The following is a 14,752-nucleotide window of genomic DNA, read 5'->3' on the forward strand; positions in this document are numbered from 1 at the left end:
GCCCTCGGGGAGGGCCGTGCCGTGCCGTTTCCAGGGAGGTCGCCATGCGAACCCTGCTCGTCGACAACTACGACTCGTACACCTACAACCTCTTCCAGCTGGTCGCGCAGGTGAACGGCGCCGAACCCGTGGTCGTGCACAACGACTCACCGGAGTGCGCGACGCTCGACCTGAACGACTTCGACAACGTGGTGATCTCTCCCGGGCCGGGCGATCCCACCCGGCCGAAGGACTTCGGCGCCTGCGCGCCGATCATCGAATCCGCCCGGCTGCCCGTGCTCGGCGTGTGCCTGGGTCACCAGGGCATCGCCGCCGGGTCGGGCGCGCGGATCGTCCGGGCGCCCGCGGCCCGGCACGGCCACCTCACCGCCGTACGCCACGACGGGCGTGAACTCTTCCACGGCATCCCACAGGACTTCACCGCCGTGCGCTACCACTCGCTGTGCGTGCGGGAGCCGTTGCCGCCGGAGCTGGAGGCGACCGCGTGGGCCGAGGACGGCGTGCTGATGGGCCTGCGGCACCGGACGCGCCCGCTGTGGGGTGTGCAGTTCCACCCCGAGTCCGTCGCCACGGAGTTCGGCTTCGAACTGCTCGGCAACTTCCGTGATCTGACCGAGCGGTTCCACCACGAGCGCGGCTCCACGCAGCGTTCCACGCGCGGTGCCACGCTCCGGCGGACGCCGGTCCGCTCCGGCTCCCACCTGGCACCCGTGGAGACCGCCACCCGGCCCGCGCCCCGGCCCGTCGAGCCCCGCCCCTACCGCCTGCACTCCAGGATCATGGAGTCGGCGGTGGAGACCGAGGCCGCCTTCACCCGGCTCTTCGCCGACTCCACGCACGCCTTCTGGCTCGACAGCTCCCTGATCGACCCGCGGCTGTCCCGCTTCTCGTTCCTCGGCGACGCCTCCGGCCCGCTCTCCGAGATCGTCCGCTACCGCGTCGGCGACGGGGCCGTCGAGGTCACGGCGGCCGGCGGGCAGCCCCAACGCGTCGAGGGCACCGTCTTCGACTACCTCCAGACGGCGCTGCGCGCCCGTCGCGTCGAGAACCCCGCCCTGCCCGTCGACTTCTCCTGCGGCTATGTCGGCTACTTCGGCTACGAGCTGAAGGCCGACTGCGGCGCCACCGCCAAGCACACCTCGCCCACCCCGGACGCGTACTGGATCTTCGCCGACCGGCTGATCGCGGTCGACCACCAGCAGGGCGCCACCTATCTGCTGGCCCTCAGCGACGGCAGCCCGCGCTCCGACCGCGACGCCACGGTCTGGCTGGAGAGGACCGCCGCCGTGCTCGCCGCCCTGCCTCGCCCCCGCCCGACCCCCGTGCCCGACCAACAGGCCGTCGACAACGCCCTGTTGGAACCGGCGCTGGTGCGCGACCGCGCCCAGTACCTCGCCGACATAGCCACCTGCAAACAGGAGTTGCTCGCCGGGGAGAGCTACGAGATCTGTCTGACCAACGCAGTCCAGGCCCCCCGTCCCGCCGACGGGCTGCGCTACTACCGCTCCCTCAGGCGCTCCAACCCGGCCCCGTACGCCGCGTATCTGCGTCTCGGCGACATGGAGATCGCCTGCTCCTCCCCGGAACGGTTCCTGCGCATCACCCGTGACGGCATGGTCGAGACCAAACCCATCAAGGGCACCGCCCGGCGCGGCGCGGACGAGGCGGAGGACGCGAGGCTCCGCCGGGAGCTGACGACGAGTGCCAAGGTCCGGGCCGAGAACCTGATGATCGTCGACCTGCTCCGCAACGACCTCGGCCGGGTGTGCGAGGTCGGCAGCGTCACCGTTCCCCGGCTGATGCGCACCGAGACCTACGCCACCGTGCACCAGCTGGTGTCCACCATCCGCGGCCGGCTCCGCGCCGACGCGGACGCCCTGGACTGCGTCCGCGCCTGCTTCCCTGGCGGTTCGATGACGGGCGCGCCCAAACTGCGGACCCTGGACATCATCGACTCCCTGGAGACCCAGGCACGCGGCGTCTACTCCGGCGCCATCGGCTTCCTGTCCTGCAACGGCACGGCCGATCTGAACATCGTCATCCGGACCGCCGTACTGACCGAGGAGGGCCTGCACGCCGGCGCCGGAGGCGCCATCGTGCTCGACTCCGATCTGGTCGAGGAGTACGAGGAGATGCTGCTGAAAGCGGCCACATCGCTGCGGGTGCTGCTCGCGGGCACGTCCGGTCAGGACGCCGCGCCCACGGCCGACCGTGTGGCACCGGCACGGGCCGCGGAGGGCGGGCTCCGATGACCGAGCGGGCCGACGGCGTCCGTACGCACTGCCCGTACTGCGCCCTGCAGTGCGGGACGGTGCTACGGCCCGACAGGGGCGGACCGGCACCGCTCGCGGTGTCCGGGTGGCCGGAGTTCCCGGTCAACCGGGGTGCGCTGTGCGGCAAGGGACAGCACGCCGTCGACCTGCTGGACCCGGCCGGCCGGCTCGCCACACCCCTGGTCCGCGACGGCCGGGGCACACCGCTGCGGCCCGCCGGCTGGGACGAGGCGCTCCGGCGCGTGGTCGAGGGCGTCCGCGCGACGCAGACCGCGCACGGCCGGGACGCCGTCGGGGTGTTCGGCGGCGGCGGACTGACCAACGAGAAGGCGTATCTGCTGGGCAAGTTCGCCCGGGTCGCGCTCCGCACGTCGGCGATCGACTACAACGGCCGGTTCTGCATGTCGTCCGCGGCCGCCGCCGTCAACCGAGCCTTCGGCCTGGACCGGGGCTTACCGTTCCCGCTCGCCGACATCGCCGGCACCGACTGTGTCCTGCTGGTCGGCGCCAACCCGGCCGACACCATGCCGCCCGCCCTGCGCGATTTCACCCGGCTCGCTGAGCGGGGCGGGCGGCTGATCGTGGTGGACCCGCGCCGCACCCGCACCGCCGCACGGGCCGACCTGCACCTGCGCCCCCTGCCCGGCACCGACCTCGCCCTGGCTCTCGGCATGCTGCACATCGCCCTGGCCGAGGGCCATGTCGACGAGGACTTCGTCGCCGCCCGCACCACGGGCTTCGAGGCCGTGCGCGCCACCGCCATGGAGTACTGGCCGGCCCGCGTCGAAGGCCTCACCGGCGTCCCCGCCCACCAGATACGCGACGCCGTACGGATGTTCGCGCAGGCGCCCACCGGGATGGTGCTCACGGCCCGGGGCAGCGAGCAGCACAGCAAGGGCACCGACACCGTGCACGGCTGGATCAACCTCTGTCTGGCCCTGGGCAAGGCGGGCAGACCGTACAGCGGATACGGCTGCCTCACCGGCCAGGGCAACGGACAGGGCGGGCGCGAGCACGGACAGAAGGCCGACCAACTGCCCGGCTACCGCAGCCTGACCGACCCGGAGGCCCGCGCGCACATCGCCCGCGTCTGGGGCATCGACCCCGGGGAACTGCCCGGACCCGGCACCTCGGCCTACGAGATGCTCGACACCGCCGGCACCCCCGGCGGGGTCCGGGCCCTGCTGGTCATGGGCTCCAACCCGGTCGTGTCGGCCCCGCACGCCGGTCATGTCGAGCGCCGGCTGCGCGCGCTGGACCTGCTGGTGGTCGCGGACGTCGTACGGTCCGAGACGGCCGAACTCGCCGATGTCGTCCTGCCGTCGGCCCAGTGGGCGGAGGAGACCGGCACCCTGACCAATCTGGAGGGCAGGGTGATCCTGCGCCACAAGGCCGTCGAGCCGCCCGCCCAGGTGCGCACCGATCTGGAGATCCTCTCCGCCCTCGCCGCCCGGCTGGGCCGCACCGAGGGCTTCCCCGCCGACCCGCGCCTCGTCTTCGAGGAACTGCGGGCCGCGTCGACCGGCGGCCGGGCCGACTACGCGGGCATCAGCTACGAACGGATCAGCGCGGAGAAAGGGGTGTTCTGGCCGTGCCCCGCCGACGAACACCCCGGAACACCCCGGCTGTTCCTGGACTCCTTCGCGACACCCGACGGCCGGGCCCGCATGGTGCCGGTCCACCACCGGCCCACGGCCGAGCCCACCGACGAGCGGTATCCGCTGAACCTGGTCACCGGGCGGGTGCTGGCCCACTACCAGAGCGGGGCGCAGACCCGCCGGGTCGCCGCGGCACGCGCCGCCGCGCCGGAGCCGTACGTCGAGATCCACCCCGCGACCGCCGACCGGCTCGGCGTGGCGGAGGGCGAGCCGGTGACGGTGACCAGCAGACGGGGCACGGTCGTCGCCCCGGCGAGGCTGACGACGGACATCCGCCCCGACGTGGTGTTCATGCCCTTCCACTGGTCCGGTCCGGGCCGGGTCAACACGGTCACCAACCCCGCGCTCGACCCGGTCTCGCGCATGCCCGAGTTCAAGGTGTGCGCCGTACACGTGGCACCGGTGGCCGCGCCCCGTTCCCGCCCGCCGGGACGGCCGTGTGCGGCGACCGCCGTACAAGCCCTTTGATCGGTCGATCGGTTCATGGAGGTACCCGTGGGAAGGCCTGTGGCACGGGAAGACGGCGCCGCGCGTCGCGTTCTCGTCGTCGGCTGTGGCATGGCGGGAGCGCGATTCGTCACTCGGCTGGCGGCCCTGAGCCCCGACGTCCGGATCACCGTCCTCGACGGTGAGGACCGCCCCGCCTACAACCGCACGCTCCTGACCGGCGTCCTCGCCGGACACCACCGCCCCGACGACATCGCCCTGCCCCTGCCGCCCGGCATCGACCTGCGGACCGGCGTCCGTGTCGTCGCCGTGCGCCGCGCCACCCGCACGGTCGTCGACTCCACCGGCTTCGAACACCCTTACGGCGCGCTGGTCCTGGCTACCGGCAGCCGACCCCACCACCCCTGGCCCCGGACACGGCCGACCCCGGGCGAACACCACCTCCACACCCTCGACGACTGCCGGCACCTCACCACCGACCGCGCCGACGCCCGCACCCGCGCGGTCGTCGTCGGCGGCGGTCTGCTGGGCGTGGAGACCGCCCTCACCCTCGCCGCCCGTACCCACCCGGTGACCCTCGTCCACCGCGGCCCCCACCTGCTCCATCGTCGCCTCGACGGCAGGGCCGGCGCGCTGCTGCGCGGTGTCCTGGAGGACGCGGGCGTCACCGTACGCACGGGAACACCCGCGACGGCCCCGGCCCGAGGCCCCGGGCCCAGCAGGGTGCCGCTCGGGGACGGGGACTCGGTCGCCGCCGACCTCGTCGTGGTCGCCTGCGGCACCCGGCCGCGCGTCGAACTGGCGCGCGCGGCCGGACTCCCGGTCGCGGCGGGGGTGGTGGTCGACGACACGCTGGCCAGCGTCGGCGATCCCAGCGTGTACGCGGTCGGCGACTGTGCGGAGCACCGAGGCGTCGTGCACGACACGGCCGTACCGGCCTGGCAGCAGGCCGAGGTGCTCGCCGCGCGGCTGTCCGGGCACGACCCGCACGCCCGGTTCACGGGCGCCCGCACCCTCACCCGGCTCATCGCGGGAGACGTCGACCTCGCGGTTTTCGGCGAGGCCACGACCGGCATCGGCACCGTCCACCGGGGCGGGGCCAGGACCGATGTGCTCTCCGTCCTCGACGACCGACGGCGCGTCTACAAGAAGATCGTCACCCGGGACGACCACGTCGTCGGCGGCATCCTGCTCGGCGATCTGTCCACCGTCGACACGGTCCGCCGGGCCTACGAGTCGACCCGGCGCCTGCCCCCGGACCGCCTCCACCTGGTCTCGGCCCTCGGAGGGGACGGATGAGTGACCGCTTGGTCCTGGTCGGCCACGGCATGGTCGGCCACACCCTGCTCACGGCCCTCGACGCCCGCGGCGCGCTGCGGGACCGCCGGGTCACGGTGGTCGCCGAAGAGGACGTACCCCCCTACGACCGCATCCAACTGTCCCGGTACTTCCGCGAGTCGGACCCGGACGACCGCCTCTTCCGGCGCACCGGCCCCGCAGGACTGCTGCTGGGCGACCCCGGCTTCGGCGACCGCACGGGCGTCCGCACCCAGCTCGGGGACCCGGCCGTCGCGATCGACCGCCGCCGACGCCGGGTGACCACGGCCGCCGGCCGCGTCCTCGACTACGACACCCTGGTCCTCGCCACCGGCGCCCGCCCCCTCGTCCCGCCCGTCCCCGGGGCTGACGCCACCGGCTGCTTCACCTACCGGACGGCCGCGGACGTACGGGCCCTCCGCGCGCACTGCGACGCGGCGCGTGCGGGCGTCGGTGTGGGAGCGGGCATGGGAGTGGGCGCGGTGATCGGCGGCGGGCTGCTGGGCCTGGAGGCCGCAGGCGCGCTACGGGCGCTCGGGATGACGGTCCATGTCGTCGAGTTCTCCCCCTGGCTGATGCCCCGTCAACTAGACGAGTACGGCGGCTGGATGCTCCGTCGCCACATCGAGGACCTCGGCATCACCGTCCACCCGGGCACCCGGCTCACCGCCGTCGAGACCGACGCGCACGACCGGACCACCGGCGTACGGCTCCAACCGCCCGACGGCGCCCCGCCCGTCGCCATCGCGGCCGACGTGGTGGTGTTCGCGGCGGGAGTACGCCCCCGCGACGAACTCGCCCGGTCCTGCGGACTCGCAGTGGGGGAGCGGGGCGGCGTCGTCGTCGACGAGACGTGCCGCACACGGGACGAGCACATCTACGCCGTCGGGGACTGCGCGCTCACTCCTGACGGACGCGCCCACGGACTGCTGGCCCCCGGCAACGCCATGGCCCAGGTGGTCGCCGACCGACTCGCCGGCGGCACCCGGACCTTCACCGGATGGGACACGGCGACCCGGCTGAAGCTGCTCGGTGTGGTGGTCGCCTCGCTCGGCGACCAGCCGCAGGAGACGGCGCCCGGCGCGTACGAGGCCACCCACCTCGACACCCGGGCCGGGGTGTACCGCAGCCTCCGTGTGTCGGGCGAGGGTCGGCTGCTCGGCGGTACGTTCGTGGGGGACTCCTCCGGATACACGGCGCTGCGCCCCCTCGTGGGCAGCGGCCGGCCACTGCCCGCCCCCGTCGAGGAACTCGTCGTCCCTGGGCCGCTGCAGGGCCGGTCGGCGGCCGTCGGACCGCTCCCCGACGAGACGGTGATCTGCCACTGCCACAACGTCCCGGCGGGCACGGTCCGCTCCGCCGCCCGGAACGGCTGCGCCGACCTGGCGGCGGTACGCCACCGCACCCGCGCCGGCAGCGGCTGCGGAAGCTGCGCGGAGACCGTCGCCGCACTGCTCGGCGAAGCGCTCCCCGCAGCCGCGTCCGATCCCGGCCCGGATCTGGGCCCGGATCCGGGCGCGGTCGCGCCGACGGTGACGGGGAGCCCGGTGTGACGGACCGTACGGACGCCGTGGCCGACCGGCCCCGTCCGCCCCCTACCCGTCGAGGCCGCACCCCCGCCCCTCCGCGGGGATGGACCGCTCGAACGCGGCGGCGATCCGGCGCACACCGAGGACCGCCTGTTCGGGAGGGGTGGCACCGAAGCCCAGGACAAGCGCCGGAACGGGGGTCCTCCCGGTGGAGTGGTAGGAGGAGAGCGGGTACACGGTGGCCCCGGATCGGCAGCTGAGCCGGGCCAGCAGGCGCTCGTCCGTACCCGGCGGGAACCCGGCGACCAGATGCGTGCCCGCGGCCGACATCACCCGCACCATGTTGCCGAACTGGTCCCGCAGGGCCTGCACACAGGCCTCCCGCCGCTCCCCGTAGGCCTGGCGCATTCGGCGGATGTGCCGGGCGAAGTGATGCTCCGCCATGAAGTCGTGCACGGCCGCCTGTTCGAGCACCGGCGGCGCCCCGTACGCCGAGTGCTGGGCGGCGGCGACGATGTCGACGAGATCCGGCGGGACCACGGCGTAGGCGAGCCGCAGCGCGGGGAACAGCGCCTTGTTGAGGGTGCCCAGATAGATGACCCGGTTCGCGGTGTCCATCCGCTGGAGCGGCGGGAGCGGACTGCCCGAGGTGAACTCCCCGTCGTAGTCGTCCTCGATCACCCAGCCGTCCGACCGCACCGCCCAGTCGAGCAGCTCACCGCGCCGGAACTCCGTCATACGGCAGCCCGTCGGGAACTGGTGGTTGGGGGTCACCAGAGCCATCCGCGCCCACGGGTAGCGGCTCTCGCCCGAAGAGACGCACAGCCCCTCGTGGTCCACGTCCACCGGGCAGGGGACGACACCGGCGGCCACCAGCGCGGCACGGGCGCCGGGGAACCCCGGGTTCTCGACCAGCACCTGCTCGCCGGGCTCCAGCAGGACCCGGGCCATCAGATGGGTGATGGTCCGCGTGCTGCTCGTGATCACCACCTGCTCCGCCGTGCACGACACCCCCCGCGTCAGGCCCAGATAGGTGGCCACCTCCTTGCGCAAGGGCCAGTAGCCGACCGGGTCCTGGGCGTGCAGCAGCGAATTCGGCAGCCGGGCGGCACGGCGTGAGACGACACGGGACCAGAGCTTGCCGGGGAAAAGATCCAGCGCCGGTACGCCGAGGACGAAGGGTTGGGCGGCGGCCGGTGAGGCCGGCTGCCGACCGTCGAACGTACGCGTGGCCTGGAGCATCAGCCGTGCGGTGCCGGAGAGCTGGGACGTCCGGCCCGACGCCTCGGGCGGCGTCGGCAGCCGCGTGACGGCCGAAGATCCCCCGTCCCCCTGTCCCTCCTCGCCCCGGTGGACGGCCACATGGGTTCCCGACCCCACCTGCCCGGTGGCGAACCGTTCCGTCACGAGCCGTTCGTAGGCGACCAGCACGGTGTTCCTGGAAACCTGGAGTTCCTGCGCGAGCGTCCGGGTGGCTGGCAGCCGTACACCGGGGCGGAGTTGTCCGCTGCAGATCGAGTCCTTGAGCCGTTCGTAGAGCTGTTGGTAGAGCGGCTCGGGCAGGTTGCGGTCAAGAGTGAATCCGCCTAGCGGCAGCGCTGTGGACTCTCGCGGCACGGCCTGTGCCACCTCCTGGATCATGTGGGGGGGGGAAGGGCTGTGGCGCTGTACCTGGACGGGACCACCCGTCCGGAAGCGGCGGGTGTCACGCCAGCAGACGCGAACACCGACGGACCATGCCAGTTACCGTTCCGGAGTGCGGGACACGCGGGTCCACGACATCGCGGCGCCCGGCTCGGTCCCGGCAGTGTCGGGACGATCGGGCGGTGGTGCCTGCGGGGGTCTTGGCGAGCGTGCGCGGATCAGATGGTGAGAGGTACCCGGCCATGTGCCCCCCATGTTGTGCCGGTGCGACCCATCCCACGGCCCACTACATGGCGTCGGCCGACTCCTGGTCGACCACATGCTCGGTGAAGCTGCCAGGCAGGCCTGACCGGCGTGCGCGTGGTATCTCACCCTCCGGCGGAGCGGTTCTACCGGAACCTCGGTGCCAGGAGGGCAGGGACGATGAGTTCGTCGCTACCGAAAGTGCCCTGGTCGGTGGGGTGGGTGAACGCAAGCCGTACCAGAGCGACTTGTCCGACGGGCAGTGGGCGTTGGTCGAGCCGGTGCTCACGGCCTGGAAGTACCGGCACCCTTCCGTGAGCGGCCGTCAGGGCCGCTGTCCGATGCGGGAGATCGTGGACGCGATCCTCTACCAGTCCCGGACCGACTGTCAGCGGGCCCTGCCGCCGAACGACCTGCCGCCCAGGAGTGCGACGTAACTACTTCGCCGCCTGGCGGGACGACGGCACCGACCAGCAGATCCATGAACTCCCGCGCTGTCAGGCGCGGGAGAGGAACCCGGCGATCAGAGGACCCGACCCTGGTGATCCTGGACCCCCAGAGTGTCCGGGCGGCCATCGGGGTCTCTTCGGTCACGACGGGCAAAGACGCCGCGAAACGGGTGCCGGGCCGCAAGCGGGGCCTGGCTGTGGACGTCCTCGGCCTGGTTGTCGCCGCGATCGAGGATCTCTGGCTCCGCGGTGAACCCACCGACGACGGCTTCGAGGACCACTTCGTCGACAACGTCATCGTCGCGGACATCGGCGAAGGCTCCGACGGCTGGGAATTCCCCGGACCCGTGTACTCCGTCGAACTCCGACGACACCGCCCGCCCGGCCGAAAGCAGGCGTGAGCACAAGGCCAGGGCACTGACTCGGCTCACGGTGCGAGGCGCTCGCGGGTAGCGACGGTTCCCTGGGGCACCGCGCACAGGGTCCCCGCTTCCGCGCTGCCCGACCCACAGACCGCAGCAGCACACCCGGTGGTGAGCAGTCTCGCGCCGACGACGATGCCGGTGACGAACCGCAGCGTATTGTCTGCTGCGGAAGCGAGCACGCCGCCGTTCCGATTGCCGGCCTGGGACGTGCTGATGCGGGTCCGCGACGGGTTCAAGGGCCTGTCCGAGGCCGTGGAGACCGTCTGTCCGCGCACGATTGTCCAGAGTCTGCGTGGTCCACCCCGCTGCGTGATCGAGAGCGTCGCGGCCCGTATCCGCAGAGCCGTCCGCGCCTGCGGGCACTCCCCCCCACAAGGCCGCCGCCCCCCAAGTGCACCTACCCCTCAACGCGTTCCAGATGGCCTTCGAAGGCCGCCTGCCCCGAGCGACAACTGACCGTTGGCCCGCCTCGCCGCCGCACGAGAACGCCTGTGGGCCTCCGTCTCACTCACCCCGCACATCCACGAGGCGGGATGCAAGCCGAGTAGGGAGCGGCACCCGGAGTACCGTGAAGACCTGACATAGGGCGCGACTCCGAGGGAAGCCGGAGTGTGATGCCGTGCCTCACCGACGCACCGCTTCGTCCAGTGGCACCGGGGAGCTGCTGCACAAGCTGGAGGATCTGACCGGGCGAGTGCTGGACCGGGTCAAGTTCCAGCAGGCCCGGGTGGAGCTCGCCACCGAGCTCCAGCGTCAGGTGCTCGCCGCCCGGCTGCCGGTCCTGCCCTCCCTGCACGCCGCGGGACGGTACGCGCCCGCGCGGGCGGGGCTGGACATCGGAGGCGACTGGTACGACGGCTTCACCATGCCGGACGGCTCCGTGGGATTCGCGATCGGCGACGTGCAGGGTCACGATGTAGAGGCGGCGGCTCTCATGGGGCAGGTGCGCATCTGTCTGCGGGCCGTCGCGACCGCCACCACCGATCCGGCCGAGGTGCTCCGACGCACCAACGATCTGCTGGTCTCCATGGACTCGGGACTGTTCGTGACCTGCTCTTTCCTCCGCTTCGACCCGGTCACGAGCGAGCTGGCCGAGGCCCGTGCCGGACACGTCCCCGCCGTGTGGGCCGGGGCGGACGGCCGCTGCGACATCGTGCTGAACGACGGTGGTCTGCCGCTGGGTATCCAGTGCGGTGAGACCTATCCGTCGACCCGTCGGCAGCTGACCGGCGTGGGTGTGTTCGTGCTGCTCACCGACGGGGTGGTGGAAGGCCCTGGCCACCCGATCGAGGAAGGTCTCGAACGGGTGGCCTCCCTCGCCCGCGACGCCTGGCGTGGCGCCCCCGACGAGCTGGCCGGGAGAATAGTCAAGGTGGCGGATCACACCGGCCACCGCGACGATGCCGCCGTACTCGTCCTCCGATACGGAGGGCTTCAGCCGCAGCGGCAGGACGAAGGGTGAGCGTCATGCTCGGCCTGTACGACGAGGGGGTGGCCGGCCTCGTCCGGTTGCCCCGCCGAGGTGGCCGGGGATGACCGACGAGGCCCGTGGGCAGCGGCTCCGGCCGTACGTCACCCAGGGCCTGCGGCTGGCTGCCGTAGTGGCCGCCTACTACCTCACCGGCAGGATCGGGCTCCAGCAGGAGCTGGTGCGAGGGCAGGTCACGTCGTTCTGGCCGCCCACCGGCATCGCGCTCGTCGCTCTGCTGTGGTGGGGACTGCGGGTGTGGCCGGGAATCGCGCTCGGAGCGTTCCTGGTGAACGTGGGACTCGGACCGTCGATCCTTCCCGTGCTCGCCATCACGGTCGGCAACACGCTCGCTCCGGTGTGCGCCTGCCTTCTCCTGCGGGGTGTGCGATTCCGAACCGCCCTCGACCGGCTGCGGGACGCTCTGGCGCTGGTCTTCCTCGGGGCCCTGAGCGGGATGCTGGTCAGCGCCACGGTCGGCACGGGAGCGCTGGCGATCTCCGGCGCGCTGGCGGCCCATGAATTCTGGTCCACCTGGGCGGTGTGGTGGACGGGCGACGCGATGGGAGTACTGGTGATCGCGCCGTTCCTGCTGGCCGTACGGATCACACGGCTGCCTCGCGGCGTACCCGTCCTGCGCTGGGCCGAGGCGGTGGCCCTGCTGGGCGGGACGACGGCGGTCACCATGGTGGCCACCCACAGCACGATCAACCTCCTCTTCCTCGTCGGGCCCTTCCTGATCTGGGCGGCGTTCCGCTTCCAGCTGGCCGGAGCCGCTCCCTGCGCGCTGGTCGCCTCCGTGATCGCCGTCGGCGCGGGGTCCGCCGGGGTGGGCCCGTTCTCCGGCCACGAACTCCTGGCCCAGATGATCATCCTGCAGACCTTCAACGGCACCGTGTCACTGACCGCCCTCGTGCTCTCGGCCTTCATCACCGAGCGCAAACGCACCCTCCGGGAAATCGAGGAGGCTTGCGAGCGCCTGACGGAAGCGTTGTCCCGGCTCGCCCCGGAAGAGCCGCTCGATCGGTGGCGGTCCCGGCCGGAGGAACACGATCACCGGAACGGACACCGTCCATAGGGCTGCCGTGTCCCCACCGCTCGCGCGCACCAGCCTTCGCGGCGACCACCGGTTCGAACGCGTGCGGCGGCACGGGCAATATGGCGCTCGACGACACGCGCGGGTAGCAGCCCGATTCTCAGGGTCGGGCAGTTCGAGCCCACGTTGATACCGCCGCGGGCTTCACTACGACGGGCGCGACGGCCCCGGTCCGTCGGGGCCAGGGTGATGCTGATGGTGCCGGCCGGCCGCCGACGCCGAGCAGGCTCGGTCCGAGGACGGCGGGGCGAGCGCGGCCGGTACCATCCGGCGGATGGACGTGGTGACGGGGGCGCTGCCCCGAGGGCTCGCACTGGTGGAGCGGGTGGTCCGCGGCGAACTCGACCCGCGCGGGGGGCCCGGCGTGGTCCGGCTCGCCGAGGAGAACGGGCTGGACAAGGGGCAGACGTCGCGGTTGTTGAGGGACCTTGTCGACTTCGGTGTGCTCGCCAGGGCCGGACACGACGCGCTCCACCGGGCCGCCCGCGACGTCGGCTTCTTCCAACTCGTCGGCCACGGTGTCGCGCCTGCCGACCAGGCCCGGCTCCTGGACACGGCGCGTGAGTTCTTCGCCCTGCCGGAGAGCGAACGGCATGCCGTCGACAACCTCAACTCCCCGCATTTTCGCGGCTACACGCGCATCGGAAACGAGCAGACCCAGGGACGCCGCGACTGACGCGACCAACTCGACATCAGCAACGAGCTGCCCGCCCGCGTGCCCGGCCCCGGCGAGCCGCCGTACTGGTGGCTGGAAGGGCCGAACCAGTGGCCGGTCGCCCTGCCGGCGCTGCGTGAGGTCGCGCTCGCCTGGATGGACCGCCTCAGCGGTGTCGCTCACCGACTGCTGCACGAACTGCTCGCCGCGATCGGTGGCCCCGCGCACTTCTACGACGACGTCTTCGCGGGCAACCCGCGCAACCACCTGAAACTCGTCCGCTACCCGGGGCGATCTCCCGAGGGCGACGCTCAGGGTGTGGGGATGCACAAGGACTACGGCTTCCTCACCCTGTTGCTCACCGACGAAGTGCCCGGCCTGCAGGTGGAATCGCCCGACGGCGCCGGGTTCATGGACGTGCCCCACCTGCCGGGCGCCTTCGTGGTGAACCTGGGTGAACTGCTGGAAGTGGCGACCAACGGGTATCTCAGGGCGACCAACCACCGGGTGGTCTCCCCACCGGGCGCACGCGAGCGCTTCTCCGCCCCGTTCTTCTACAACCCACGGCTCGACGCCCGCATCGCCCCACTTCCCTTCCCCTCCGCGGCGGATGCGAGAGGCATCACCCAGGATCCCGGCAACCCGCTGTTCGCGGAGTTCGGCTGGAACGAACTCAAGGGATGGGCCCGAGCCCACCCGGAGGTCGTGAGAAAACACCACCCGGCACTGATGTCGATACAGCCGCAGTCGACACAGCCACGATCGAGCCGTCACCAAGGCGGCGCGTGAGCGGGAGCGCCCCCGGTCGCCTCCGCCGCCGCCGCCGCCTTTGCCGCCGCCTCTGCCTCCGCCGACATCCGCCACGACGCAGCGGACGGTCGGGTGGTCGGGTGGTCGGACGGAGAGCGCTGTCGCGTCGTGGACGTGCTGCTTCAGGCTCCGGCCCGCCAGAGGATGCCTTCCTCACCGGGCTGTACATCGAGGCCTCGTGCGGCACGGGCCGGGTCCTGATCCCCTTTCCGTCCGTCGTCGCCGCCAACCACGAGGTACCGGGGGCAGGCGCGCAAGCCGGGGCACTCCGTTTCGCGGAGAGCGTCCCCTTCACCACCGATCACGCCCGGGACGCCCTCACCTGGCCGAACTCCCCGTGGTACGTGACACATCCGGCCGCGATCGCCTGGCAGGCCGCCAAGGCCTGAGAACCGGTCACCGCTCTCTCGCTCGCGCCAGAGCTCCAGGCCGGGACCAGCGTCACCCCGGCTGCATGCGCTCACCCTGCCGCGCGCGGCACGGGCCATGATGTTCGCCGAACCACACAGTTGTGTGTCGGCTCCGGCAAGACGGTTGGTCGTCCGCGACGGCTATCACCGGCCGCAGCCGGTGACGACCGTGGCCGGGTCGGTCGAAGTCAAGGCGTCGCGGGTGAACGGCAAGTACGTCCATGAGCCGACGGGCGAGCGTATGAGGTTCCTCATGGATCCGCCGACGTGTGCCGTAAGGATGTGGAGGCAGTGAGCCTCTTTCATCCCGGTCGGGCTGCTGACGAGG

8 protein-coding genes and 2 pseudogenes are annotated in these 14,752 nt (G+C 72.2%); 9 read left to right on the forward strand and 1 reads right to left on the reverse strand.

The features are described 5' to 3' along the window. Positions 1-44 precede the first annotated feature (44 nt). The 4 genes from pabB to F9278_RS45705 are packed head-to-tail and all read left to right on the forward strand — an operon-like array spanning position 45 to position 7,248. Positions 45-2,252 carry an aminodeoxychorismate synthase component I gene (gene pabB / locus F9278_RS45690; RefSeq protein WP_152173557.1) on the forward strand — a complete coding sequence of 736 codons (2,208 nt, stop codon included), beginning with the start codon at positions 45-47 and terminating at the stop codon, positions 2,250-2,252. Beyond that, positions 2,249-4,399 (forward strand): molybdopterin oxidoreductase family protein, encoded by a 2,151-nt coding sequence (locus F9278_RS45695; protein ID WP_152173558.1) that lies wholly within the window; start codon positions 2,249-2,251, stop codon positions 4,397-4,399. The genes pabB and F9278_RS45695 overlap by 4 nt, the downstream gene beginning before the upstream one ends. Positions 4,400-4,426: 27 nt before the next feature. Next, positions 4,427-5,677 carry an NAD(P)/FAD-dependent oxidoreductase gene (locus F9278_RS45700; protein ID WP_226967238.1) on the forward strand — a complete coding sequence of 417 codons (1,251 nt, stop codon included), beginning with the start codon at positions 4,427-4,429 and terminating at the stop codon, positions 5,675-5,677. Then, positions 5,674-7,248, forward strand: a complete 1,575-nt coding sequence (locus tag F9278_RS45705; protein WP_152173560.1) for an FAD-dependent oxidoreductase — start codon at positions 5,674-5,676, stop codon at positions 7,246-7,248. The genes F9278_RS45700 and F9278_RS45705 overlap by 4 nt, the downstream gene beginning before the upstream one ends. A gap of 42 nt (positions 7,249-7,290) precedes the next feature. On the opposite strand, the gene pdxR is transcribed toward F9278_RS45705, so the two are convergent. Continuing rightward, positions 7,291-8,865, reverse strand: a complete 1,575-nt coding sequence (gene pdxR, locus F9278_RS45710) for a MocR-like pyridoxine biosynthesis transcription factor PdxR (protein WP_152173561.1) — start codon at positions 8,863-8,865, stop codon at positions 7,291-7,293. A 464-nt stretch (positions 8,866-9,329) separates the two neighbouring features. Between pdxR and F9278_RS45720 the strand changes: the two are divergent. The 5 genes and pseudogenes from F9278_RS45720 to F9278_RS48030 all read left to right on the forward strand — a co-directional run. Then, positions 9,330-9,784 (forward strand): annotated as a pseudogene (locus F9278_RS45720) (transposase); the annotation flags it as partial. An 820-nt stretch (positions 9,785-10,604) separates the two neighbouring features. Then, entirely contained in the window at positions 10,605-11,447 is an 843-nt protein-coding gene (locus tag F9278_RS45730; protein WP_152173563.1) for a PP2C family protein-serine/threonine phosphatase, read from the forward strand. A gap of 70 nt (positions 11,448-11,517) precedes the next feature. Continuing rightward, a complete protein-coding gene (locus tag F9278_RS45735; RefSeq protein WP_152173564.1) occupies positions 11,518-12,531 on the forward strand; it encodes an MASE1 domain-containing protein in 1,014 nt (337 codons plus the stop codon). A 433-nt stretch (positions 12,532-12,964) separates the two neighbouring features. Beyond that, positions 12,965-13,993: pseudogene (locus F9278_RS45740) on the forward strand (isopenicillin N synthase family dioxygenase). Positions 13,994-14,094: 101 nt separating this feature from the next. Beyond that, the gene (locus tag F9278_RS48030) at positions 14,095-14,403 is read left to right on the forward strand and encodes a PIN domain-containing protein (protein ID WP_226967239.1); all 309 of its coding nucleotides are present in this window, start codon (positions 14,095-14,097) and stop codon (positions 14,401-14,403) included. Positions 14,404-14,752 lie beyond the last annotated feature (349 nt).

This window comes from Streptomyces phaeolivaceus (genome assembly GCF_009184865.1).
Taxonomy (GTDB): Bacteria; Actinomycetota; Actinomycetes; order Streptomycetales; family Streptomycetaceae; genus Streptomyces; species Streptomyces phaeolivaceus.